The organism is Oceanobacillus jeddahensis (assembly GCF_000750635.1).
Taxonomy (GTDB): domain Bacteria; phylum Bacillota; class Bacilli; order Bacillales; family Amphibacillaceae; genus Oceanobacillus; species Oceanobacillus jeddahense.
This window is the reverse complement of record NZ_CCDM010000001.1, coordinates 420,102-444,285: the sequence shown is the minus strand read 5'-3', so window position 1 is coordinate 444,285 and position 24,184 is coordinate 420,102. Positions and strand designations below refer to the sequence as shown.

The 24,184-nt window shown below is 36.1% G+C and carries 24 protein-coding genes; 2 read left to right on the top strand and 22 right to left on the bottom strand.

The window, feature by feature from the left end:
• A complete protein-coding gene (locus BN986_RS02010; RefSeq protein WP_040977970.1) occupies positions 1-918 on the top strand; it encodes a PfkB family carbohydrate kinase in 918 nt (305 codons plus the stop codon).
• A gap of 83 nt (positions 919-1,001) precedes the next feature.
• Here BN986_RS02010 and BN986_RS02005 read toward each other — a convergent pair whose 3' ends face one another.
• The 22 genes from BN986_RS02005 to BN986_RS01900 all read right to left on the bottom strand — a co-directional run bounded on the left by BN986_RS02005 (position 1,002) and on the right by BN986_RS01900 (position 23,211).
• Positions 1,002-1,358 carry a PTS glucitol/sorbitol transporter subunit IIA gene (locus BN986_RS02005; protein WP_040977968.1) on the bottom strand — a complete coding sequence of 119 codons (357 nt, stop codon included), beginning with the start codon at positions 1,356-1,358 and terminating at the stop codon, positions 1,002-1,004.
• Positions 1,359-1,401: 43 nt separating this feature from the next.
• A complete protein-coding gene (gene srlE, locus BN986_RS02000; RefSeq protein ID WP_040977967.1) occupies positions 1,402-2,448 on the bottom strand; it encodes a PTS glucitol/sorbitol transporter subunit IIB in 1,047 nt (348 codons plus the stop codon).
• Between the two features lie 9 nt (positions 2,449-2,457).
• Positions 2,458-3,009, bottom strand: coding sequence for a PTS glucitol/sorbitol transporter subunit IIC (gene srlA / locus BN986_RS01995; RefSeq protein ID WP_040977965.1), 552 nt, complete (start codon positions 3,007-3,009; stop codon positions 2,458-2,460).
• Positions 2,993-3,466: a transcriptional regulator GutM gene (locus BN986_RS01990; protein WP_040977964.1), complete on the bottom strand. Its 474-nt coding sequence runs from the start codon at positions 3,464-3,466 to the stop codon at positions 2,993-2,995. The genes srlA and BN986_RS01990 overlap by 17 nt, the downstream gene beginning before the upstream one ends.
• A gap of 3 nt (positions 3,467-3,469) precedes the next feature.
• On the bottom strand, positions 3,470-5,353 hold the full coding sequence (locus tag BN986_RS01985; protein WP_040977962.1) for a BglG family transcription antiterminator: 1,884 nt from the start codon (positions 5,351-5,353) through the stop codon (positions 3,470-3,472).
• Between the two features lie 296 nt (positions 5,354-5,649).
• A complete protein-coding gene (locus BN986_RS01980) occupies positions 5,650-6,321 on the bottom strand; it encodes a transaldolase family protein (protein ID WP_244444923.1) in 672 nt (223 codons plus the stop codon).
• A gap of 136 nt (positions 6,322-6,457) precedes the next feature.
• A complete protein-coding gene (locus tag BN986_RS01975; RefSeq protein ID WP_040977961.1) occupies positions 6,458-7,255 on the bottom strand; it encodes an SDR family oxidoreductase in 798 nt (265 codons plus the stop codon).
• A 302-nt stretch (positions 7,256-7,557) separates the two neighbouring features.
• Positions 7,558-7,890 (bottom strand): YflT domain-containing protein, encoded by a 333-nt coding sequence (locus tag BN986_RS01970; RefSeq protein WP_040977960.1) that lies wholly within the window; start codon positions 7,888-7,890, stop codon positions 7,558-7,560.
• Between the two features lie 645 nt (positions 7,891-8,535).
• The gene (locus tag BN986_RS01960) at positions 8,536-9,378 is read right to left on the bottom strand and encodes an aldo/keto reductase (protein WP_040977958.1); all 843 of its coding nucleotides are present in this window, start codon (positions 9,376-9,378) and stop codon (positions 8,536-8,538) included.
• A gap of 108 nt (positions 9,379-9,486) precedes the next feature.
• Entirely contained in the window at positions 9,487-10,497 is a 1,011-nt protein-coding gene (locus tag BN986_RS01955) for a TolB family protein (RefSeq protein ID WP_040977957.1), read from the bottom strand.
• 3 nt (positions 10,498-10,500) lie between these two features.
• Complete coding sequence (locus BN986_RS01950) at positions 10,501-11,373, bottom strand: permease prefix domain 1-containing protein (protein WP_040977956.1); 873 nt, start codon at positions 11,371-11,373, stop codon at positions 10,501-10,503.
• The gene (locus BN986_RS01945) at positions 11,370-11,693 is read right to left on the bottom strand and encodes a PadR family transcriptional regulator (protein WP_040977955.1); all 324 of its coding nucleotides are present in this window, start codon (positions 11,691-11,693) and stop codon (positions 11,370-11,372) included. The genes BN986_RS01950 and BN986_RS01945 overlap by 4 nt, the downstream gene beginning before the upstream one ends.
• Before the next feature lie 432 nt (positions 11,694-12,125).
• Positions 12,126-12,305 carry a hypothetical protein gene (locus tag BN986_RS27290; RefSeq protein ID WP_187378510.1) on the bottom strand — a complete coding sequence of 60 codons (180 nt, stop codon included), beginning with the start codon at positions 12,303-12,305 and terminating at the stop codon, positions 12,126-12,128.
• Positions 12,306-12,338: 33 nt separating this feature from the next.
• The gene (locus tag BN986_RS01940; protein WP_040977954.1) at positions 12,339-13,721 is read right to left on the bottom strand and encodes an MBL fold metallo-hydrolase; all 1,383 of its coding nucleotides are present in this window, start codon (positions 13,719-13,721) and stop codon (positions 12,339-12,341) included.
• 79 nt (positions 13,722-13,800) lie between these two features.
• Complete coding sequence (locus BN986_RS01935) at positions 13,801-15,096, bottom strand: ABC transporter substrate-binding protein (RefSeq protein WP_040977953.1); 1,296 nt, start codon at positions 15,094-15,096, stop codon at positions 13,801-13,803.
• 110 nt (positions 15,097-15,206) lie between these two features.
• Entirely contained in the window at positions 15,207-16,031 is an 825-nt protein-coding gene (locus BN986_RS01930; protein ID WP_040977952.1) for a carbohydrate ABC transporter permease, read from the bottom strand.
• A gap of 10 nt (positions 16,032-16,041) precedes the next feature.
• Positions 16,042-16,935, bottom strand: a complete 894-nt coding sequence (locus BN986_RS01925) for a carbohydrate ABC transporter permease (protein WP_040977951.1) — start codon at positions 16,933-16,935, stop codon at positions 16,042-16,044.
• The gene (locus BN986_RS01920) at positions 16,901-18,007 is read right to left on the bottom strand and encodes an ABC transporter ATP-binding protein (RefSeq protein WP_052400581.1); all 1,107 of its coding nucleotides are present in this window, start codon (positions 18,005-18,007) and stop codon (positions 16,901-16,903) included. The genes BN986_RS01925 and BN986_RS01920 overlap by 35 nt, the downstream gene beginning before the upstream one ends.
• 355 nt (positions 18,008-18,362) lie before the next feature.
• Positions 18,363-19,496 carry an ethanolamine utilization protein EutH gene (locus BN986_RS01915; RefSeq protein WP_040977950.1) on the bottom strand — a complete coding sequence of 378 codons (1,134 nt, stop codon included), beginning with the start codon at positions 19,494-19,496 and terminating at the stop codon, positions 18,363-18,365.
• A 32-nt stretch (positions 19,497-19,528) separates the two neighbouring features.
• Complete coding sequence (locus BN986_RS01910) at positions 19,529-21,043, bottom strand: FGGY-family carbohydrate kinase (protein WP_040977949.1); 1,515 nt, start codon at positions 21,041-21,043, stop codon at positions 19,529-19,531.
• A gap of 23 nt (positions 21,044-21,066) precedes the next feature.
• Positions 21,067-21,816, bottom strand: coding sequence for an NAD(P)/FAD-dependent oxidoreductase (locus BN986_RS01905; RefSeq protein ID WP_040977948.1), 750 nt, complete (start codon positions 21,814-21,816; stop codon positions 21,067-21,069).
• Positions 21,817-21,834: 18 nt separating this feature from the next.
• On the bottom strand, positions 21,835-23,211 hold the full coding sequence (locus BN986_RS01900; protein WP_040977947.1) for an NAD(P)/FAD-dependent oxidoreductase: 1,377 nt from the start codon (positions 23,209-23,211) through the stop codon (positions 21,835-21,837).
• A 186-nt stretch (positions 23,212-23,397) separates the two neighbouring features.
• On the opposite strand from BN986_RS01900, the gene BN986_RS01895 reads away from it, so the two are divergent.
• Positions 23,398-24,159, top strand: a complete 762-nt coding sequence (locus BN986_RS01895; protein WP_040977946.1) for a DeoR/GlpR family DNA-binding transcription regulator — start codon at positions 23,398-23,400, stop codon at positions 24,157-24,159.
• The last annotated feature ends 25 nt before the right edge of the window (positions 24,160-24,184 follow it).

Genomic DNA, 24,184 nt, shown 5'->3' with positions numbered 1-24,184 from the left:
ATGAATAAACAAGAAACAAACTATAAAAAAATAAGAAGTAATAAAAAAGCTCTAGTTATTGGAAGCGCTGTCGTTGATGTTATTGTTACGATTCCAAAATTACCTGTGAGCGGAGAAGATGTATTCTCTAGCGCTCAAGAAATCATTGTTGGAGGTTGCGCATATAATGTTGGAAATGTTTTACAACAGTTAAACGCATCCTATGATTTAATGATTCCAATCGGAAACGGCCCTAATGCTGCTCAAATTAATAAACAAATGAATGCAGATGGACATTCTCAAGTTTTAAAGGATCTAGATGGAGACAATGGTTGGTGCTTATCTATGGTAGAACCTAGTGGAGAGCGTACATTCCTTACAGTTCCTGGAGTTGAAAACGATTGGCAAGAAGAGTGGTTTGATAAAATAAATCTTCATCATTATGATTATATTTACTTATCTGGTTATTCTTTTGAAGGAAACTCTGCTAAAGTATTACTCAAACAGTTGCAGAATAAAAAGAAAGAAACAACGATTATTTTTGATCCTTCACCACGTGTTAGCGAAATGAACCAGGAAGATTTAAAAAAGTTATTAAAAATGAATACAATAATACATTGTAATCGAGATGAACTTTTATCCCTTAGTGAACAAACAGATATTGAAGCTGGAGCAAAAATAATCCATCAAAAAACACAGCGTCCCGTGGCTGTCACGCTTGGCAGTGAAGGAACTTTGTTTGTAGAAGATAATAAAATTAAAATATGTCACGGGCAAGAAGTTCCCTTAGTAGATACGATAGGGGCTGGCGATACGCATACTGGTGCTTTTATCGCAGCTTTACTCGATGAACAATCGATTGAAACGGCATGTATGTGGGGCAATAATGCCGCTTCTAAAGTTGTACAAGTACAAGGTGGAAATGTACAGTTATTTTAATATACAATACCCGTAAAGTCTTTATAAAGAAGACTTTACGGGTATGTTAAAATTCATTATTTGATGATTACTTTTTCAATTAACTATTGCTTCTCAATCACAATCGTACTTCCAGGCTTCACATCTACAATCTCTTTATCTTCTAAATAAAGTGATCCAGACTGCCCTGGCTCCGTACTACCATCAAATTTTAATGTGATATGTCCTAAATCATTTAAGTTTTTCCTTACTGCCTCGCCAACACTAGTAATCTGATAAGAAACATCATCCAACTTTAACGTATCTCCTGCGGCAATCTCTTCCTCAACAGATACTAAATCAATCACATAGCAGAAATCTGCTAATTCACTGGGCGCATTATCCCCGAATAAAATCATCATTTTTTCTGCTTCAAATGCTTTTGCGTCATTTCCAATACTTTTGATAGTTGTTTGATACATGATGGAACACTCCTAAATCTATTAATTTCCTATTTTTATTTTATTATTTATATAGGCCAAAGCTTGCCAGCCAGGCGACAAACACCCTTGGTACACCATTCAAAAATCTGGAATACAAGACAGATGGCACACCAATTTCAATCGTTTTTGGTTCTGCTTCTGATAACCCTAAACCAACAGGGATAAAATCAGCAGCGTTTTGTGTATTAATTGCAAATAATGCAGGCAACGCTAAGTTTGGCGGGATATTTCCTCTACTGATTTCAACACCGATTAACGTCCCCAGTATTTGTCCGATAACCGCTCCAGGTCCAAGCAATGGACTTAAAAACGGCAAGGAACAAATAAATCCTATAGCCATCAGACCCCAAATGTTACCTGCCAGCGGGGACATAATATCTGCAAATAAATCACCAATACCAGAGCCTTGGATAATACCAATTAATAAGGCTACAAATCCCATAAATGGAATAATCGTTTGCAGCATGGTTTCTACTGCATCACGGGCAGCCTGATAGAAAGTGTTAATAACTTTCCCAGCTCCTAAGCCAATTTTAGTAAGTAAGCTTTTGTTTCCTTGTTCTGCTTTCGTTTCCATAATCTTTTTATCTTTGGAATACGTTGGTCCTTGTTCTTCTTTTTCTACTGTATCTTCTTTTTTCTCGTTTTCCTCGGTAGAAGCTTGCTGAACAGTATTAGAAGCCTCTTCTGATTCCTCAACGTCGCCCGCTTCACTTACTTGGTCCACATCTACCGCTGATACATAGATATCTTCTGTAATATATTGTCTTAATGGACCACTTTTACCTGTAGACATGATATTAATTGTTGGAATTCTTTTTTGAGGATAGATGCCACAGCGCAATGTACCTCCGCAATCAATAATTGCAGCCATAATTTCATCTTCGGGTACAGACGTTTCAAACCCATTTACCGGAGTAGCACCTGTAATTTCAGCAATTTTATCTACAATAGCCGGCTTATGACCACCTGTTACATACATTACTTTATCCTTTTTACCATTTACGCCAATTTCTAATGGTCCGCCATATCCGCCAGGACCTTTTACTATTTTCACTTTTTTACTCACGGTGTACACCTACCCTTCTATATGCACTTTTTTACTTAATTTTACTTTTTGTTGTTTTTCCACGTAGCTTGTTGTAAGGTCTGTTATCCAGCCACCGATAAAGTTCAATACTAATCCTACCAGTAAATAACGGATAGCTAAGTCCGTCATAGGTAACCCAAGCTGTTGAACACCATTAGCAATACCTAGGAAAATAAATAATTCCGCTGGATTAATATGTGGGAAAATACCGTTACTTGTATGACAAAATTGTGCTGCTGATGCAAAAAAACTAGGTTTGTACTTTTCTGGTAAAAATCTGCCTAGCGAAAACACCATCGGGTTCGCCAGCATAAAGCTGCCTAAGAATGGCAGGACCAAATATCTTAGCAATGGGTTCCCTGCAGATTTTTGAGCAATCTTATTAATTCGATTTTCTCCGATTAATTGAATGATCGTATTCATCGCGATAAGTAGCATCAAAACCAATGGAACAATCGACCCCATCCAATCAATAAATGTATCTGCACCTGTTTGAAATAGGTTAATAAATCCTTCTGCAAATTTAACTATGAAGTCCATGTTTTTTAACTCCTTTCTTTGTGAACATATGATTTACTTTCTTCACTGCTTTCATCATGGGAGAAGGGATTTTTTCAATCTCTCCTCCTGCTTGTACAACATTAAACGTATGCTGTGCATCAATAATTGCTCTTTTCAGCAATTTATTGTAGTTTGCCAAATCTTCTTTTTGAATCTTGTTTATCTTCTTTCCTTCCAGCCCATGAAAATTCTTAAACTTGGTGAACACCGTCACTCCTTGCATATAGCGTGCTTCTTCAATGACATTCTTATTATTTAATTGAAATAAAACAAGTGTCCCTGATCGAATAATTGCAGTACGTCTTCCAATCGCTACCTTTCCATTTTCCCTAAGCTCTGTATAATGCTTTGTGAAATGTTTAATTTGTATAAAACCAAACAAATATTGGACAACAAACCCAACTGCCAAAATAATAATCAGCATAATAAAAAACATAAGCTATTTCCTCATTTCTTGATTTAAAATATGTGCAAAAGCTGTATAACTCGTTTCCTTGGTTATTTTATTAAGAATATAACTATTCGCCGTAATCGCTAACACTTCTTCATAGAGCCTGATTAAGACTGCTTCATTCCCTGCCTCATCAGGTGTAGCTAATAAGACAACGATATCAACATCTGGATAATCCCGTAATGGAATATCAATTAAAGCAACCTTGACAAATATGCCATGTTGATTGTGAGTCACATGCGGAAATCCTAAACTTCCGGTCACAGTCGATTTCGTTTGTTCCCGGGTAATAATTCTTTCTGTAAATGCCTGATCTACTTTTTCCTCACGAACCAATTCTTCCGAAAGAAAGCGAATGACTCCCTGATAATCATCTATCTGGTTTATATGATAGAAATCTTTTTCCTCAATAAAATCAACAATGACACTTTGATTGAATAATTTCTTATTCCTGACATCTTTATAAACCAAGAATTGCTCAATTTTTAATTTCAACAATTGTGTATCCAAGATATCCTCAATATAGACTACCTTATTAAATAATCTATTTGTCCAAATGGTAGAGACAATTAAATCAAATGTCTTCACTTCCTCATTCTCAAACGCATCTTCATTTAAAAAAACAATCTCAATATGGCTGCCGAAAATTTTCTGTAAATTAATCTTTAGTATCTTTGATGTACTTAATCCTTCATTAGTAATAATCGCTACTGAATGAATTTCTTGTATTTGCTGTTCTAACTGCTCCAAATAAACACTGAAATATAATGATAGAAAACCTAACTCACTGATCGGAACGTCCATATTAATTTCTTTTTTTATATTTTCTGCCAATACATTAGATAACTCATAAGCGAATGGAAAACGTTGCTGTACATTATCAATCAAGTTATTATTTACTTTGACGTCAAAGAGCAACCGATTAATTAAATATTTGATATGCAACTGGATATCTTTACTAAACATTGCCTCATCAATCTTAATCGTATAATAGTAATTGATGTCCTCAATGGTTTGTTTAATAATCCGTTCCAACATAGAATGCTCACGTTCATTTAATATTTCATCGATTATAGACGCTCTTCGGCCAAGTAACTGAAGAACAATGAGAAAGATTTCCTGATTTGGATTTTCAAGAGAATACATATGCGCTATTTCTTCCTTCAACGGTTGAAAACTTTTAAAATCCTCTGATTCAAATACTTGGCTTTCAATATCCAATTTTTCCTCTATGAGATTTCCATCATTTAACCTGGAAAGGCTTACTTGAACAGCTAATTTAAGCCTTGAAAAAGAAGACTCATCTAAAGTAAACTTCTTTCTTAAATGTAATAAATGCTGTTCAATTGGCTCTGGAATAGCTATTTCCTGATAACGTGTAGGAAACTGCTCAATCAGCGCTTTGCGAATAGTGAATTCATTTCCTTCCAAACGCAAGCCTACATTTTGTGTCCCTTTAATTTTCAATGGGTAAGGCTGTAATCGGTCCTTCAAATCCGCTACAACATTATTTACAACACTTTTGCTTAAAAAGAGTGCTTCTGCAATATCATCAATCGTGAGCTGCTTTCGTTCCAATAGATGATGAAAGACGGCATCGATCCGATCATTCAAAGCTTCCTCGTTACTATTCATTTCTTGTCGTAAAATTTCTAATCTATCTAAAAATTGTTCTTCATCATAGATAAGGATAGACAAAATTTGATAGTCCTTCATGATTTTAGAAGCGCCTTCAAAATAATCATTGATTTGTGCTACATAATTGGATAATGTTCTTTGTGATATCTCCATGAAATGGGAAAGTTTTTCAGCTGACATATTTTCCGACATAAGCACTTCTACCATTTTCAAATGCTTTTTATTAAGCTCCATAACCCCTCTCCTATTCTAAGGAGGTTCCATCTCTCGATTTGTTCCCTCCAGAGATATTAAACGTATTTCCAGCAATATAATTTGATTTCTCAGAGCCTAGGTAACACACGAAGTTAACACCTTCCTTAAATGGACTGCCGCAACGATTTGGGACGGCTTTCAGATATTCCCTATTTAATGAATCGTTCTCTATATTTTGTGCATATACCACTGCTTCTCTTTATTCCGCTTCTTCCAGCTGATTGCATTCCTTATTTAAATGCAGCTAGTCAGTGTGTGGAACCGAAGCAGTTCACTCATACATGACTATTACCATTTTCTTTTAACGTCGAAGCATCTCCGTTAAATTGTTTAATAGCTCCTATTGCTAAATCTTTGTCTGCCATATTCTGAAACAGATCAAATGGAATGGTTACAGTGTGTGAACCCGCACATAAGGTTTCAATAATCTGCCCCGTATTTTTAAAGCTGGCTGCCAATATTTTCGTTTTCAACTGCTGATCATCATATATTTTTCTCGTTTCTTTTATTACCTTATAAGCATCAATTCGGTTGTTTTGCATTCTATTTATATAAGGTGCAACAAAATCAGCTCCTGCCAAAGCAGCCAATACATTCTGCTCCGTGGAATAAATGGCAGTTGCCAGAATAACCGCTTCTGCTTTTTGTGTTTTTATTTGTTTCATAGCTTCTATCCCTTCTAAATGAGCAGGGATTTTCAACGCAATACGCGGGTCTTTAAATGCAGAAAGAATCTCTTCCGCATCTGTTATTAACTCTTGGACAGTCTCTCCTTCTGTCTGAACAAACACTGTTCCATCCGTTAACTTCAGAATTTCTTTCACAATAGTTTCACGTTGCACGTTTTCTTTCAAAAGAATGGTAGGGTTTGTTGTAACTCCTTGAATAATACCTACCTGAGATGCTTTTTTTATTTGTTCCAAATTTGCAGTGTCTAAATACAACATACTAAATTCCTCCTCCATGTCTTTTTCAATTAAATCAATGATCGAATAGGATGCTCTTTCACCATTGGAAGAGCGCTTTTAAATGAACCATAACTTCGGACTATCTGTATTTTTCTCAAGTTATGCCGGCTAGTGTTTAACCTCTTGATTTACCCCCAGAGATATTGATTGTTGTTCCAGTGATATAGCTGGACTTGTCAGAGCTTAAGTAACATACCAAATCAGCAACTTCTGTTAACTGGCCAACACGGCGAATAGGAATAGATTTAGAATAATCACCATTTAATTGGTCCACTGTGGTGTTCCTTGTATAAGCAAGTGCTTCTTCATACTCTTTCGTGCGTAATCCTGTTTCTTCCAAAATCCCCGGTGCAATCGCCACCACACGAATATTGTGCTTCCCCAGTTCCTTTGCCCAGCTTCTTGTAAAACCGATAAGAGCTGCTTTAGTAGCGGAATAAATACTTTGTCCCTCAGAGCCTTCCTGCCCAGCCTCACTAGAGACATTGATAATAACACCTTTTTTGGCTTTAATAAAATAACGGGACACCTCTTGACTAAATAGAACGGGCCCTTTTAGGTTAACACCAAACATTAAATCAAGATCTTTCATATTCATTTCATATTCCGGCTTCTCTCCTTTTGCATCTACTAATAATCTTGGCAAATTGATACCTGCATTATTCACCAATACATCAACTTGAGACTGCTCTTCCAGGATAGAAGCAACTGTGCTGCGAACAGCCGCTTCATCCGCCACATTTGTTTCTTTAAAATGATAATGCGGATGATTTATTCGACTGTCACGTAAATCTGCATTATATACAACTGCTTTGTTATCTAAAAGATTCTGAACAATTTGTCTGCCAATACCAGATGAGCCGCCTGTTACAATGACTACTTTATTTTCTATATCCAACCAATTATTTGTCATAAAGATGTCTCCTTTATTTTTCTGCTATTTCCATTATAGTTCTAACCGCTTTCAAAATTAATTTGTAGTTTTGTGCAGTTTTATGAAAAAGGGAAAATAATTAATTAATCTTTTCCAATCAGATGGAATAAAACGAAACTTCACTCAGTGGGAGTTTTACGGACGGTTCTCCGTGATAAATTTTTAAACTCAGAAATCCAGGTAATCAACTACAAAAGCCGAACTCCCTCCTTTCAATTAAGAAAGTAAGGGAGTTCGGCTTGTCTTATATCACTATTTTCTTATCGCCATTTGCAATCGTATTAGCCTAATACACTTTTTGCTGCATTATCTTTCACAATCAGAAATACTTTTCCTTCATCCATATCTTCTTCATATTCATGGGCATCTTCATTATCAATTCCCAGTTCACGGAGTTTTTCTCTTAGCTCATCGCCTGGTTTTTCAAAATCTCCTCCAATGTCCTGCTTATTATAATCAATACCTTCTACTTCTGTATTATTTACAATACGCGCAGTTCGATCATCATCATGAGAGAGGACGAAAATATCGTTTGAGCTAATGTTATTATCTTTTAATTTGCTAACATCTCTTTCTAACATTTCATCGTTTGTATAAGATTTTACGAATGTCATATCTTATTACCTCCTTAAAAATGTTACATTAATTATTTTCCCGGCTCACATAAAACCAAACTACATTTAGTAGAAATTTTTCACTTGCTTCTAAATTTAAATTGAAGGATTCAGGTAATTATGATACCAAACATGTAAATTAGAATATAAAAATTAAATATCAAAAAGCGAACGAAACCGACTAATCAGTGATTAATAGTCGATTTTGCTCGCTTTTTTTATTACTTTATTTTCACTACGTTTTTTTCGTATATTTTTACTGCAATATATGCAATTGTTAAAACAACCAATACAGTAATTCCGATAACTAGAGTAACATTTTCAATAGCGAATATTGAGGAATTATTACTTTGATAATTAATAAAGTATACTATTGTTAAGACTGTAAAAATTATAATAGTTCTTATTATATACTTTTTTAGCGATTTTATCGTAGGTTTCATGATTTTCATCCTCTGAAACTGTTAGACTTCTTTATCCTCCTATATTACCGTTTACATCTTAGTTCAAAAGATCAAAATACTAGAAAACTGTTTGTGAACAAAAGTTTATCGTACCGATCTTGTCCATGATGTTTGTTTCTAGTACTTTGCTTATCCCATTAACTCACTTGCTCTTCCACCTAAATAGATTTATTTCAAAATCTTAAATAATATCTAGTGGCATCTTCCGCTTCGGAGCAGGAAATTCTTTGTCAATCAGCTGCAGATCCTCTTCCGAAAGGTTAATCGATGCCGCATCAATATTTTCCTGTATATGCTTTTTATTACTTGACTGTGGGATTGCTAATACATCATTATGGCGAATCGTCCACGCCAGCATTACTTGAAAAACTGTCGCATGATGCTTATTTGCTATCTCTTGCAGTACTTTATTCGTCGTTATTTTATCTCCTCTTGTGTCTCCTTGAGCAGTAGGAGAATAGGCAATAGTTGGCAGAGATTTTTCCCTCTGTAGAGGTAATAAATCATATTCAATGCCCCTGCTGGCTATATTATATAAAACCTGATTCGCAGTACAGCGCTCCCCGCCATCTATTTTCCACATACCTTCTACATCTTTAGCATCAAAGTTTGAAACACCCCAAGCACCAATGCGTCCGTCCTTCACATACTTTTCAAGTGATTCGATTGTTTTCTCCAGTGGTGTACTGCTTTTCCAATGCAGTAAATAGAGATCCAAGTAATCCGTTCCTAACCGTTTTAGAGAATTCTCAAGTGAACGCTCCAAGTCCGGCTCCTGTGCATGAAACGGGTAGAATTTAGAAATCAGATAAATATCTTCTCTTTTTACATCTTGGATTGCCTCGCCAATAAGGTTTTCTGAATTACCTTCTCCATACATTTCGGCAGTATCAATCACTTCGATGCCATTTTCCAACCCGTATCTTAGTGCTTCAATTTCTTGATTTCGTTTTTCCGGATAATCTCCCATATGCCAGGTTCCCATACCAATTGGAAATAAGTCTTTTTTTCCTAATTGAACCATTACACAGCACCTCTTTTCACGATTATTTCACTTTATTATTCCCTTGTTACAATGTAGGCAAACGATAATCTGGAGCATTTGCATATAACCATCTAATAAAACCTTTGTTTAAGGAATTTCTATCTGAATACGTTCCCGGCCTTCATCATTCGCATGAACCACCCAATAACTGTAGTCCGATTCAGAGGTGGCAAATGCTTTATCCACCGTAACAATTAATTTATCTTGATGATTAAAGAAGACTGGTTTGGCAACATGTTCACCAAATGATGTTATCTGCTCCGCCTGTTTCGTTTCAACATCCATTCGGAATCCTTCGTAAATATAATTGCCGTCATCTCCTATTCTAGCTACATCAGCGAAAGCAATATGCTTTCCATCCGATGACAATGCAGGTGAAGATATGATTGGTGCATCGGCAGCGAAATTTCCTTTAGGGATAACCGTTGTTTCACTTCCATCTTCCAGTTCATGAAACATTAATTGGTCTCCTTCATCAAAACTTCTATACATCAATGCTTCTCCATCAGGGGTCACATCTAAGTCAGACATATCATAAGCCTCCTGAGCCGTTATCTGATCCGTTTCCCCAGTATCCAAATCAACCCGGTAAATATCGAAACCATGAGGCTGCTCTGATGCAATTGGAGAATAATTCGTATATACGCCAGCTTCCAGATAATATAAGGATTGACTATCTGGCGAAAAGGTACCCTCCGTCACTAAACCTTCCTCATCTGTCATTTCTTTTTTCTCTCCACTCGCAAGATCGACAAGCATAAGCTTTCCAAGCGGCTGTTCCTCCTCGTCTTCCCATTGTTCAACATAGGCAATTTTTTCACCATCAAGAGAGAATGTCGGATTAAGGAGAGAATTCCCTTCAGCGGCTTCTGCTATCAATTCCGCATTTCCCCCGTTAACAGGCGCTGTATAAACGGCAGATTTGCCTTCACGTTCATAAATGAAGGTCATTTCCTCATCATCCGGTGAAATATCCGTAGACTCACCAAAACCGGTGTAACCTTCAGAACCTCCAGCTAAATAGCCAGCTCCCCACAGAAGGAAGAATAACAGAATTATTCCGGTGATCAAGCTAATATTTTTCCATTTTAATGACATTTTTTACCCTCCAAAAGAAAACCTGAGAATAACAAAAGATATCACGACAGCTAATGTAGAAACCCCTAATCCTGTCGCAAGTGATAACGCCGGTTTTCTGGCAATGAATTTCATTTGATATTTATAAAAAATCATCCAAATAAGAATTGGAAGCAGCGTAATAAAGACAGCTATACTTGGCCCCGTAAATACAATGAACGTCCACAAGAAGAACAAACACAATATGATAATAATAATTCCATACAGCAGATTCATCATATAGCTAAATTTTACGAATCCTTGTTTCTGATGTTTACGGCCAATTTGATTGGTATAATAATAGGAATTTCGAAAAACAAACAAAAGGCCTAACCCGATCAAAATAAGCAAATAACCACTGAAAAATATAGCCTGCCACTGTGACAAGCCTTGCATCAGCACAACATTAATGCCATTCCAAATAATATTGAACATGAGCAGCACATTCAGCAAATAAAAGTAACGTCCGACGAAGGAAATATTAATCGCTGCCAACATAACAATGCTGCCTAACAGTAGCTGAATGATCAGCCAGACAGGTTCAGGCTCACGAATAACGAAGGCAAGATTCACATAAAAAATAACGCCGAATAAGAGCGTGATGATACCAATTAGATACAATAACTCCCGTTGAAACGGATACATCGATTCCTGTAAATCCAGCCCAATCCGATGCGAATTCCCAAATGCGGCTATTACTTTTTTCTCTGCTTGTTTTTCAGAGAAACCCTCGCTGATATAATTGCTTTTCGCTTCGTTTAAATGACTGAGCAGTTCCTCCCTTATTTCTTCACGTTCATCTCCTGAACTTTGCATTTGTTTAAGTACATCTTCAACATGCTTTTCAATCCGGTTCATGATAAATCTCCAGACGTTTTCGTTATTAAATGATGGATATTATTCCATTCTTCCAGTTTCTTTTCTAAAACGGCGTTACCTTCATTCGTTATCTGGTAGTACTTCCTTCTGCCTTGTTGTGTTTCCGACCAATAGGATTGAAGCCACTGCTTTTTTTCCATTCGCTTTAGGGCAGGATAAAGCGTTCCTTCCCCCATGTTGTACAATTGATCACTTTTTTCTTTCAGCACCTTTACCATTTCATAACCATACATATCTTTTCCAGATAGTAAATTAAGCAATAAAATATCAATACTGCCCTTCATGATTTCTCGGTCCATGTTGTATCACCTCTATCCACATTGTAATACGATGTACATCGTAATGCAAGGTATAAATTTATCCGTTTTATTAACGAGACACACAAGCATGCCGTAGAAAGAAATACTATGACAGATTTACTTTTATTTTCATATCTATTAAAAAGGTACATTCCTTTTCAAGAAACAAACCTGGTAAGTAATTACAAAATTATTTTTTATAACTAAATGCTTGGATAGTTTCACATAATCAGCTCAAAACTCTGTTTCACCTTTCATATAAATCCTTCATTTGAAGTAAGTCTCTCTCCATAGTAATTGAATAATCTTCCACTTATAGTCATCATTTTTCAGGCATTTATAAACAAGAGTAAAATAGGGTTAACATGGAAAAAAGCTCTACCAACTGGCAGAGCTTTTCGCAAGGTTTTTCTAATGTGTATTGTGAATAATTTAATCATTTATTTTTAAGAAGTCTAAAGACGAAATGGTATTCAACTGCATCTTCTGTTTTGGCGCAGCAAATTCTTTTTCACGCAGTTGCAATTCTTCTTTAACAGCTTTATCGATGGAGCATCTATATTTTCCAGAATACGTTTTTATGACTGAACTACGGGGCAGCCAACACATCATGTTTTTACAGATGGATAAGTTACTCGTATCTTACTATCCTGTGTATATTTCTTGCAGCATGCCATTTTCCAACTTATAGCTTGTTTTTTTGGGGAGAAATACAGCTTGGTTCGGATCATTTGGCTTTACAAGCTCTGGATAGTGACTATGCCATGGAATTAATAATGCCGGATTTAGCGCATCAATCATAGATAAGATATCCTCCTTCGTAGCATGTCCTGATACATTTATAGGCTGATAATGAATATGAAAAAATTCCAGGTATTTTAATAAAGAGTGAAATTTCGGGTCAAATGTCCCTAACGGCATTCCATTTGCGTGAAAATAAAGCGCATTTTGAACCCGTAAATCTAATAAATCAACTAAATTATCAAAACTATTTTGTATAAAATACGAAGATGGATTCTGATTGATTTCAGCTGATGTTACTGTCGAATAATTTTTCATCAACTCTTTTTCCCAAGCATGTAATTCTTTATTCTTTGGCAACAAAATAGAAAATGTGCGATGAGATGCCAGACCATCTGCAATATATGCTGTCGCCGTCTCTAAGATTACTTGGCGGTTCGCCTTCTGTCCCGCTTCAATCATATTGTTAATACGGTCAATATTACGGTGATAAATATTAAATATACCTAAACCTGTATGGTTTCCAAGTTTTTCACTAATATATGCAGCAATCTCTTGTTCCGACTCGACAGGTGCTTGACTCTTATCATCATCTTCTTCTGTTTGAACTGGACGGAAAGCAGTACCTTCCATTAATAAAATATCGATGGGGATATCCTGCATAGATTGAATAAGTTTTTGATTATACTCAGGATGTTGACCATGCATACGAATATCACCGGAGTATAAGATAGTTAAATCAGGAGTTTTAATAAGCATTGCCATAGAGCCGTAAGCATCATGGTCTGTCTGATAGGGGATTACTGTTATTTCACCAACCTGAACGGGAGTTTGATATTCGATTCCTTCCATTTCGCGCGACCTGTTCAAGCCTTCCCCGATCTCCTGTAAATGTTCAAACAGCTCCTTACTTTGCTTAGACATATAAATAGGTATGTCACTCGCAATCGCATCCATCGCTCCCATATGATCTAAATGAAGGTGTGATATCCATACAGCAGTTTGCTTGTCACTTTCTTCATAAGGTAAAGGCTGTTTAGCATAATCATAATCTGTATGAATATCAGAATAGGCGTAAATCCCATCTATTGGCGGTATCGATCCCAGCTTGAGCAAATCGCTAACATATGCATTCTTCCTGCGCTGACGGTTTTGAATAAAAGAGGTCCCTGGATCGTAAACTAACCCAAAATCAAATATAACGCGCGCATCTCCATAAGCGACTTCTGCAATATTTCCTCCAATAGTATTTAAACCGCCCCAAAATGTAATCGTTGTTTGCTGCATAGTATCCTTCCTCCTGTTTTAATCGTTAGTCTATTAGAAAAAGCAGGACAGTATGTTGTCCTGTCTTTTTCTTTATCTGTTATTGTAATGTTTCATTTGCGCGATTCTCTGCATCAGTTAAACCTTCTTCTATTGTTTTATTTCCGAGTTGAATATTATCAAATTCCTCTAAAAGAATATTTCGTACCGCGTTACTGCCCTGGACACGAGCATCGAAGAAACCTGCATCAAATTGTTGCGTTCCTGCTTCATATACTTGATTCTCTTCAACAAAGGACTGGTATTCACCCAACTCTTGTGCAGAATAGCGTACTGGCAGATAACCAGATTCCATTGACCATTCAGCTGTTATTTCAGGACTTGTTAAAAATTTCATAAACTCCCAAGCAGCCTCTTGTTCCGCTGCTTCCGATTGATTAAACATAACCATATCGTTACCAGCAAATATAGTTGCTGCCTTACCATCTGATGTCGGCATTGGTGCTGTGCCCCACTCGATATTTCCTTCAGCAGCAGCTCCTACGTGTGGAATACCTGCAGAAGATCCGATATACATTGCCACGTCACCTCGTCCAAATGGGTTGGACATATAATCATCTTCTCCAGCTGTACGTGCGATTCCTTCATTCATCATATCCATAATAAGCGACATCGCTTCTATTCCTTCTTCAGATGCAAATTGGGATTCATTCGTCTCTTCATCAATAAATGTTCCTCCCATTTGCTTCAAAATAGATTGAAATTCTGATTCATATGAATTTTCAAAACCCATTCCCACTACATTCCCATCAGTAACGTTTTCGGCAATGTTCCGCACGTCTTCCCAAGTTTCCGGAGCATTCAATCCGTGTTCATCCAGTAATCCCTGGTTGTAGAAAAGAACTCTTGTGCTCTTGCTGAATGGCATGCTATAGTATGTGCCATCCCACTGGCTAGATTCTCTAAATACCTCTACATAATCATTTAATTCTTCATCAGATAAACCAATCTCACTATCATCAATAAAATCATTTAAAGGTGTAATAAAATCATTACTAATATATTCCGGTATAACATTTGTTACTGCTTGGGAGAGTGTAGGCAGATTACCAGCTCTTGCAGCTGCCATTATTTTTTGCTCTAAATCATCATAGCTGCCTTGGTTAACTGGCTTCACTGTAATATTTTCATATTCACTATTAAATTGTTCTACAAATCTATTGATTACTTCTTCATGCGGACCACTCATAGCATGCCAGAATTCAACTTCTACCGGTCCATCTGCTTCTCCTTCAGCTGAAGCATTTTCTCCGTTTTCTGAATTACCCCCTCCACATGCAGCAAGTAACAATATAAAGCACACACCTAATAAAGAAAGCAATAACCCTTTTTTCATGATATATTTCCTCCTAATAATTAATGAATATAGCCGTAAAGCTTGTTTCCTCTTTCATAAATGACATACGCGAACCGATCACCTCCTAATAGTAATCTTGAATCTCTCTCTTACCCTTTTAACCCTGTTCTGGCAACACCAGCGATAATGTATTTTTGCATGATGAAAAATAAGATGATCATCGGAATTACTACCATGGATGATGCAGCCATTAAAAGCTCATATTTAACTCCTGCCTCCGTGGTAAATGCTGATAATCCAACCGGTAAGGTACGTAACTCTTGTGAATTAGTAACAATTAACGGCCATAAAAATGCATTCCAACTGTTGATCACCTTTAACAAAGCTACTGTGATAAGTGCCGGTTTTGCCAGTGGTACCATGACATACCATAAAAAGCGAAATTCACTACAGCCATCAACCTTAGCAGCATAGGAAAGCTCTTTCGGTATTCCTAAAAAGAATTGTCTTAATAAGAAAATTGCGAACACACTAGCAATCCATGGAATAATCAACGCTTGATATGTATCGATCCACCCTAAATTAGATAATGTAACAAAGTTAGGTATTAAAAGAACTTCCCCCGGCACCATCATGGTTCCTAATAAAACAGCAAATACAATTTCCTTCCCGTAAAAGTTAATTCTCGCAAATGCGTAAGCTGCTAAAATCGTTGTAATTAATTCGCCAATGGTACTTAAAACTGTAACAACCAAGCTATTTACAAAATACCTATCAAAAGGAGCAACACTTAAAGCATCAGTGAAATTACTCCAATTGAGTTCAGAAGGAATCCAAACTGGAGGCATAGTCATTACTTCATTCGGTGTCTTTAAGGATGTACTAATCATCCAAACAAATGGCAACAGCATTAAAATAGCGCCAATAGAAAGTAAAATATATATGGTTGTCCTGGTTAATGCTGATTTAATCATCAAATCCTCCTTAATCGTAATGCACAAATTTTTTCCCAATAACCAACTGAACTAATGTAAATATAAAAACGATGATAAACAGCACAAAAGCTGCTGCAGCTGCCAAACTGAATTCATATTCTTCATAAAATTTCTGATATACATAGTACACAACAGTCAGAGCACTATTTGCCGGCCCTGGCTTTCCATTAAATAATGCAAAAATTTCATCAAATACTTTAAAGCCATTAATAATGGAAATAATAGAAATAAAAAACATAGTAGGTGATAATAAAGGCAAGGTCACACCAGTAAAACGCCTCCACGCTGAAGCTCCATCTACACGAGCAGCTAAATAATACTGTTGATTAATATTTTGCAATCCTGCCAGGAAAATAATGATATTAAACCCCAGTCCTTTCCATATGCTCAAAATAATTAACGCCGGCATCGCGTACGTTGGATGCGTCAACCAATCAATTGGATCTATTCCGAACCAGCCAAGAAAATAATTCAACAAACCATAATCAGAATGAAAAATCCAGCTCCAGACAATTGCCACAGCAACAACGGAGGTAACAAAAGGCAGAAAATAAACCGTTCGAAAGATACCTAAAAATGCAATCTTACTATTAAGAAGTAAAGCAATCGCTAAAGCTAAGGCGATAGAAATCGGCACAACCCCTATTACAAAAATGAAAGTATTTTGAATTGCTTTCATAAAATTAGGGTCTTGTAAAAGCAGTATAAAATTCTCTATCCCCCGGGCATGTACGACATTATTGAAATAATCATAATCCGTATAAAAACTCATTAAAAATGACTTGATAATTGGATAAATATTAAAAACGATTAAAATAACCAATGCCGGTATAAGATACAAGAAAGCCTTAAATGTACTCTTCCAGGTTGACTTTTCCATCATACGGCGCCCCACCTCCAATTCGTTCATTTGTAGCAGGGTCAAAGAAATGAATCTGCTTTTCTTCGATAGCCAGGTTGCAAGTGTCACCTACTTGTAAATCAATTTTTGGATCTATTAAAGCGCGCACTGTCACATCTCCTTGCTGCACTCGAATGAGCGTGTCCCTTCCAATTGTTTCAATATGGATTACTTCTCCCCCAATAAATGCTTTTTCTTCCACAGCTTCTAAATGTTCCGGCCGTAATCCGATTTTAAGTGCATCATAAGATTTTATATTTTCTTCACCGAACTTAACTTGCTGATTCGTTCCTTTAACGGTATAAGTTCCTGCTTTTTCTTTTGTTAAATCCAAGAAGTTAATTGGCGGATTTCCTAAGAAGCTTGCAGCAAATACATTCCCCGGCAAGCGATACATATCTTGCGGAGTACTATCTTGTTGCAATTTCCCCTGACTCATCAGCATGACACGATCAGATATACTTAACGCTTCTTCTTGATCATGCGTAACAAATACAGCTGTTATTCCAATCTCTTGCTGTATTCTTCTAATCTCTTCACGCATTTTTAAACGTAACCTTGCATCCAAATTTGACAAAGGTTCATCTAAGAGTAATAGCTTTGGATTTTTCACGAGGGCACGTGCAATGGCAACACGCTGCTGCTGACCTCCTGAAAGCTGTGCAGGCTTTCGGTCAGCAAGATGATCAATCTTCACAAGTTTAGCCATTTCCATCGCTCGAGACTTAGCCTCTGCTTTAGCAATCTTTTGCATTTTTAACGGAAACATAATATTTTTTAATACGGATAAATGGGGATACAGGGCGTAACTTTGAAAAACCATTCCGATTCCACGTTTTTCAGCATCAAGTTGTGTCACTCTTTTGTCTTCAAAATAAATTTCTCCGCCAGTAGGCTTGTACAGACCGGATAGAAGCATTAATGTTGTACTTTTTCCACAACCGCTTGGCCCAAGCAAGGAGACTAGCTCTCCATTCTTAATAGTAGTGGTAATATTATCGACAGCCGTTATATTATCAAACCGCATACTTAATTGCTCTAAACGAATATCCATCATCTTCCTCCTATAAAACTGCTTTCTATAGTAATAATCGTAACAAATGAACGTAAAAGGAAAATGAAGATAGTGTAAAGAATTGCTCCATAATATTTACTTATTGTAAATATTATGGTATGTTATAATCTTGTATATTTTATGATTTTATTGAAACTGTCTGTATATTTCAGCTATTTCTCTCTCCATAAAAAAACAACCACCCATCTCCGGTTACAGGCAGATGAATGGTTGTTTTTCTACTATCCAATTTACTTAATGAAAGCCAGTTTATTGTAGTCATTCTATGAACATACATAACTTCATAAACTGTATTAAACGAGTATCTATTTTGTTGTATGTTAACTTCAAATCTTTATTCATTGTTAGCTACATTCAATTTCTTTCTCCCCATTTGTTCACTCTGTGCTTCTAAATCAGAAATGTCTCTACTAATTAAGAAGGCAACCATAATTGCTAAAATACCAGCGACGATTTTACTGATAATTAATGGCGTAATCATATCTGGGCTAACTCCGCCCACGAATCCTAAATGATCTCCTAACGCTGCAGTTGCAGGAACTAAAAATGCTATATTTATAATTTTGCCGCGGTTATCCATATCTTTAATCATTTTATATACTGGAATACTGTTAGCAATCGTAATAATAATTCCTGCAGAAGAGGATGCGTTTATGCCAATTTTTTTCCCAACAGCTACCAATGGTTTTTTAAACATCCTGACAACGATATGCACGATTGGAAATGCTCCTAAAAGAATAATTCCAATCGATCCAACAATTTCTATTCCTTCCATAATTGGAGCCATGCCTGGAATAATTACAATCCCTGTCAAAAATTCAAACGCAGATGCCGCAAGACCAATGGTAATAACAATAACTAACAATCTTGCGAATATTAAGGAAATTTGTATCATAATATTGGAGAAAAAAATTAATCCAATAATTAATATGACAGAAAATATTAATACAGGTATTAAATTCATAATTACCTCCATCATATTAAATCCTCCAACAATTCCTCCAATAAGGCCACCTATAGGAATAGTTGTTAATCCTCCTAGCAGTCCCTTTGCAAAGAAAGGTCTATCTGCATAATTAATAAGTCCAAGACCAACAGGGATTGAAAATACGACCGTACATCCCAACATCGATGCTACGATAATACCTGATAACTTTGCTGCTTCTTCATTTGTCGTTAATTCCATTGCTAATTGATATCCGCCCATATCAATTGCCAACAAAGATGCAAACACGGAAGGGTCAGCCCCAATTAAACCAAAAATTGGAATAAGGACTGGTCCAAGCACCGAAGCTATGACAGGCGCCAAAGTAACTATCCCTACCATTCCCAATGCCAATGGACCCATGGCATGAAATCCTTCTTCAAATTTATCTCCCAATCCAAACTTATTACCAATAATCCTGTCAAAAGCTCCAATTAGAATTCCGATTGCCATAATAAATATGATTATTTCGTCAAATGTCATATTCAAATACCCCTTTATATGAATTAATACGTTCAATTGTATAAATGATCTATAGTAGCAATAATTTTCTTCCATTCATTTCTTATTTGATCTTTTTCTTCCAATGTTATCTTGGGCTTATACACTGTCTCTTGTGTATTATTTAGATTCACCAGCTCTTCCGGTGTCCACCATCCTAAACGCTCTCCGGCTAAATAAGCTACTCCCAATCCCGTTGTTTCTACAGTTTGGCTTACTTTTACTGGTATATTTAATACATTAGCCTGAAATTGCATGAGATATGGATTCACTGTTAATTTTCCATCAACTTTTATAAATTTGACATTTTCCCCTGACTCTTTTTGCAATTCTTCAATTACATCTGCTACCCTATGTGCTATACCCTCTAATATCGATTTTGTCATGTCTTTTTTATTTGTTTTTGTATTCATCCCTATAAACAACCCTCTAGCGTCTGAATTCCAATAGGGTGTACCAATACCTGATAGTGCAGGTATAAACTTCACATCAGAATGAAATGCCTCTTGTTCAAACCATTCCATAGACCACTTTTGAAGTTCATCAATAGATTCATAAAAACCTAGACTATTTTTCCCCCATTCAACAGCAGCACCTGCAGAATAAATGGAACCATCTAGAGAAAACGTACTTTCTCCATCTTTTTTCCATGTCACGGATGACAGTAAGCTGGAATCTTTATTTAATGTCGGAGATTGTCCTGCGTTAAGGTAAACAAAGCAGCCCGTGCCATAGGTTGTCTTTATCTCTCCCTTTTCCAAACATAGATGACCATATAATGCTGCAGGTTGATCAACTAGGCTGACTTGGATGGGTGCATCAATTCCACAAAATACAGTTGGATCCGTTCTCCCAAAATCATCGATTGTATTTAAAATTTCAGGGAGATAAGCGTCTTTTATATTCAAATAATCAAGTATTTCCTTATCCCACTTTTCATCATGAATGTTATATAGCAATGTTCTTGATGCCGTGGAAGCATCTGTCACATATGATTTTCCACCTGTCATTTTATTGATTAACCATGAGTCAAGGGTTGCAAGGGTTGCATTTCCTTTTTCCAGCTGTTCATTTACATCTTTCACATTATCTATCAGCCATTTAAATTTCGTTGCAGAAAAATAGGAATCGATATGCAATCCTGTCTTTTCATAAATCTGCTGCTTCCATGCACCTTCCTTTTCCCATTCATTGACAATATCTTCTGTCCGCAGACAAGACCATACAATCGCCGGGTAAAGCGGCTCTCCTGTATCGTTTTGCCATGCTAAACATGTCTCCCCTTGGTTAGCAATCCCTACACTTTTTATTTCAGTTGATTGAACATTATTTTTAGACATTACTTCTTGAACTGCTTCTAATAAAGCCGTCCAAATTTCTTCTGGATGATGCTCTATCCAGCTTGGTTCCGGATAGTATTGCTTATGCGTCCGGTATGCGCTGTCTATAATTTGTGTTTTTTCATTTACTAACAAAACTTTCGTCCCTGTTGTTCCCTGATCAATGGCTAAAATATATTTTTTAGTCATCTTCATCCCCCCTTTGATGAAAATTATTTTTTTCTTACTGAACAATCTCCGAATGCGTATATCCCATTTAAATTGGTTGCCCCTTCTGCATTCGTCAATATAAAGCTTTCATCTGTTAATTCCAGATTTAATTCCTGTATAAATTTTGTGTTTGGAACAATACCATGACTATATATAAATGCATCACATTCAATAGCCTCTGTTTCATTTGTTTCTTTATATTTTACAAGTACTTGATTCACTCTCGGCGAGCCATGGACACTCAAAATATCTACTTTATTCTGCGGGAGTGTTCTAACATGACATTCTTGTATCTTAGTTAATTGGTTCGTTATTTCTTGCGAAGCCTCATTCTCTATAAAAACAAGTGGTTTATAGCCAGGTATATATTTTTTTGCTAACAACGACAATGCAAGTTTAGGTGTCATTTCTCCGCCTGGCCGATCTCCAGGAATCATATTCAAACTTCGAGGTTTTTCAACTGCCCCTGTTGTAATAATGACAAATTGCGTGCTTATCTCAGTTATGCCATCTTTATGCTGGACCTTTAGAATATACCCCCCTTCATTATCCTGACTCATATCGATTACAGTAGATTTAAACCATATCTCAAATGGGTATTCTGCAGATTTTCTATTTGGCTGCCATGGCTCACCCCCAGCAATTTGATCAAATTCAATAACAAGCAAATCATTCTCACCTTGTTTTATATTTTCATAGGCTTTCTTCAATCCATAATAACCAGCACCTATAATAACTGTTTTCAACTTCATCTAACCGCTCCTGCCCACTTAAATTTTATAACCAATAAACGAGTGCTGTTCCGATTTCATTAGTTCCCCTTCTAAATGAAATTCTTCCATAATATCTAAAATTTTAGGAATACAACAACTTCCCTGACATTCTCCTAATAAAGCAGTTGTGCGTCTTTTAATGCCATCTAAATTATTGGGCCGCACCGCCATTTGCATGACTTTTCTGACATCTCCTTTTGTGATATTTCTTGTCAGACATATGATTTCATTATCATCAGCTTGTGAGCGTATGCGCCGAGTTACCCCCGGTTTCCACTGCTCTTTTTTCTTGATGTTTACATTATCTGCGATTAAAATATCAGCTACATATTCAGCAATTCCAGGAGAAGCAGATAAACCAGTGGATCGAATACCAGCTGCGTGTATCATCCTAGGGTTAACCACTGATTTCCGGATAATATAATCGCTCTCGCTACAAACTGCCCGTAGGCCAGCATATTGCTTCACGGAAGTATAATTTTTTGAAACAGGAATCAGCTTTCCACATTCTTCCCTTATTTCCTTAAACCCTTCTTCCGTTGTAGAACAATCAGTCTTATCATGGATATCTTCAGCAGTTGGGCCAAGTAAATGTCCTTTAAATACTGCTGGTGTAATCAACTTCCCTTTCGATTTCTCAGAAGGTACCGGCAAAATAATATTTTTTATATCTACTTTATCCTTTGTAACAATAAATTGGCCTTTTCTTGGTGTAATGCTGAAACTATCATCTCCAATCATAGAAGCAATTGCATCTGAATAAAGCCCAGCAGCGTTAATAACATATTTCGTTTTAATTTCCTCGCCATTTTCCATCATTAATGTAAAATTCTCTGCAGTAGATGTGATATGCTTTACTTCCTTATTCAATAAAATATCGGCACCATTCTGTTCTGCAATTTCCGCAAATTTGTATACTGCGTCCCAAGGATCAATAATACTTTCACCTTCAATAAATAGTCCGCCAATTGTTTCCTGAGTAACGGCAGGATTATCTTTTAAGATCTCTTCTTTGCTAACCCATCTAACATCTACATTATTTTCCTTCGCATTTGTAAGGTACTTATTAAGAATTTTTTTCTTTTCTTCTTCATTTGTCGCAACCATCACAGCTCCTCTTTTTTCAAAAGCCAATTTATGATGTTTGATAATACTTGGCCATAATTCATTTGCACGCCTTATAACTTTTGCTTCCAGTGAACCTGCTGGTGCATCAAATCCCGTATGAATAATAGCACTATTTGCTTTACTAATGCCTTCGCATAAATCTGGTTCTTTCTCAAGCAATGCAATCTTCATGTCATAAATAGACAGCTTATGAATAATAGCACTGCCTACAATCCCTCCACCTATTACAACCACATCATAATTCATATTATTTCCCCTTTTACATATTTTTCATTTATTTTGCATAATTAATTAAAACGCTTTCAAATAATTTTAATGTAAAGTATAATGTAGTAAAATGTAAAAGTCAATTGAATTTTTAGTATCTTTCTTTTTATCGTTTTGTGTATGATAATATAAAGGTATTGAAAGTATGGAAATGGGGAGTATTTTATGCTGCAGACAGAAAGACATGAAATGATTATGGAAAAAATTTTAAAAGAACAATCGATAAAGACCATTGATATTTGTAATTTATTAAATGTTTCTCGTCAAACCATACGCAATGATTTAGAGTATCTAGATTCTATCGGAAAATTAAAGAAGGTCCACGGCGGGGCAATTTTAGAAAAAAAATCAATAGAACCATCTTTTGAAACAAGAAGTAATAATAATCTTACTGAGAAAAAAGCAATTGCTGCTCAAGCTGCACAAATGATAGAAGATGGCGATACGATTTATTTAGATATTGGTACTACAGTGGGGGAAATGATTCCACATCTAAATAAATTTTCTAATTTAACTATCATAACCAACTCCATTAACTTTGCTTACCATCTAAGCCAATATAAGAATATAAGAGTAATATGCAGTGGCGGAGAAATGCGTAATTCTGAAAAATCCCTGTCTGGACATATTGCCAGAAAAATATTAGAAAACTATTACGTTGATAAAAGCTTTATTGGAATAGGAGGTGTGTCTGAAAAAGCAGGTTATACGGATTATTATGTTGATGAAGCAGAAATTAGAAAGCTAATGATTCATCATTCTAATATCAGTTATGCATTATTAGACTATTCCAAAGTGAATGTTATAGCAATTGCTAAATATGCTAACCTCTCAGATATCGAAACAGTCATTACAGACAGTAAAACGCCAAAAAGTTTTAGAAACATTTTAGAAGATAATGGTGTGGAAGTTATAACTGTTGAATAAATATTATATCCATTTTACAAAAGAG

What these genes read in the sequence shown, in the direction of transcription:
- srlA (WP_040977965.1), bottom strand. Translation starts at nt 3,009, where the DNA reads ATGGACTTCATAGTTAAATTTGCAGAAGGATTTATTAACCTATTTCAA.
- BN986_RS01925 (WP_040977951.1), bottom strand. Translation starts at nt 16,935, where the DNA reads ATGATGGAAAAGTCAACCTGGAAGAGTACATTTAAGGCTTTCTTGTAT.
- BN986_RS01920 (WP_052400581.1), bottom strand. Translation starts at nt 18,007, where the DNA reads ATGGATATTCGTTTAGAGCAATTAAGTATGCGGTTTGATAATATAACG.
- BN986_RS02010 (WP_040977970.1), top strand. Translation starts at nt 1, where the DNA reads ATGAATAAACAAGAAACAAACTATAAAAAAATAAGAAGTAATAAAAAA.
- BN986_RS01935 (WP_040977953.1), bottom strand. Translation starts at nt 15,096, where the DNA reads ATGAAAAAAGGGTTATTGCTTTCTTTATTAGGTGTGTGCTTTATATTG.
- BN986_RS01895 (WP_040977946.1), top strand. Translation starts at nt 23,398, where the DNA reads ATGCTGCAGACAGAAAGACATGAAATGATTATGGAAAAAATTTTAAAA.
- BN986_RS01905 (WP_040977948.1), bottom strand. Translation starts at nt 21,816, where the DNA reads ATGAAGTTGAAAACAGTTATTATAGGTGCTGGTTATTATGGATTGAAG.
- BN986_RS01990 (WP_040977964.1), bottom strand. Translation starts at nt 3,466, where the DNA reads ATGTTTTTTATTATGCTGATTATTATTTTGGCAGTTGGGTTTGTTGTC.
- BN986_RS01950 (WP_040977956.1), bottom strand. Translation starts at nt 11,373, where the DNA reads ATGAACCGGATTGAAAAGCATGTTGAAGATGTACTTAAACAAATGCAA.
- BN986_RS01930 (WP_040977952.1), bottom strand. Translation starts at nt 16,031, where the DNA reads ATGATTAAATCAGCATTAACCAGGACAACCATATATATTTTACTTTCT.
- BN986_RS27290 (WP_187378510.1), bottom strand. Translation starts at nt 12,305, where the DNA reads ATGATGTGTTGGCTGCCCCGTAGTTCAGTCATAAAAACGTATTCTGGA.
- BN986_RS01955 (WP_040977957.1), bottom strand. Translation starts at nt 10,497, where the DNA reads ATGTCATTAAAATGGAAAAATATTAGCTTGATCACCGGAATAATTCTG.
- BN986_RS01960 (WP_040977958.1), bottom strand. Translation starts at nt 9,378, where the DNA reads ATGGTTCAATTAGGAAAAAAAGACTTATTTCCAATTGGTATGGGAACC.
- BN986_RS01980 (WP_244444923.1), bottom strand. Translation starts at nt 6,321, where the DNA reads ATGTTGTATTTAGACACTGCAAATTTGGAACAAATAAAAAAAGCATCT.
- BN986_RS01940 (WP_040977954.1), bottom strand. Translation starts at nt 13,721, where the DNA reads ATGCAGCAAACAACGATTACATTTTGGGGCGGTTTAAATACTATTGGA.
- BN986_RS01900 (WP_040977947.1), bottom strand. Translation starts at nt 23,211, where the DNA reads ATGAATTATGATGTGGTTGTAATAGGTGGAGGGATTGTAGGCAGTGCT.
- BN986_RS01975 (WP_040977961.1), bottom strand. Translation starts at nt 7,255, where the DNA reads ATGACAAATAATTGGTTGGATATAGAAAATAAAGTAGTCATTGTAACA.
- BN986_RS01910 (WP_040977949.1), bottom strand. Translation starts at nt 21,043, where the DNA reads ATGACTAAAAAATATATTTTAGCCATTGATCAGGGAACAACAGGGACG.
- BN986_RS01915 (WP_040977950.1), bottom strand. Translation starts at nt 19,496, where the DNA reads ATGACATTTGACGAAATAATCATATTTATTATGGCAATCGGAATTCTA.
- BN986_RS02005 (WP_040977968.1), bottom strand. Translation starts at nt 1,358, where the DNA reads ATGTATCAAACAACTATCAAAAGTATTGGAAATGACGCAAAAGCATTT.
- BN986_RS01945 (WP_040977955.1), bottom strand. Translation starts at nt 11,693, where the DNA reads ATGGACCGAGAAATCATGAAGGGCAGTATTGATATTTTATTGCTTAAT.
- BN986_RS01985 (WP_040977962.1), bottom strand. Translation starts at nt 5,353, where the DNA reads ATGGAGCTTAATAAAAAGCATTTGAAAATGGTAGAAGTGCTTATGTCG.
- BN986_RS01970 (WP_040977960.1), bottom strand. Translation starts at nt 7,890, where the DNA reads ATGACATTCGTAAAATCTTATACAAACGATGAAATGTTAGAAAGAGAT.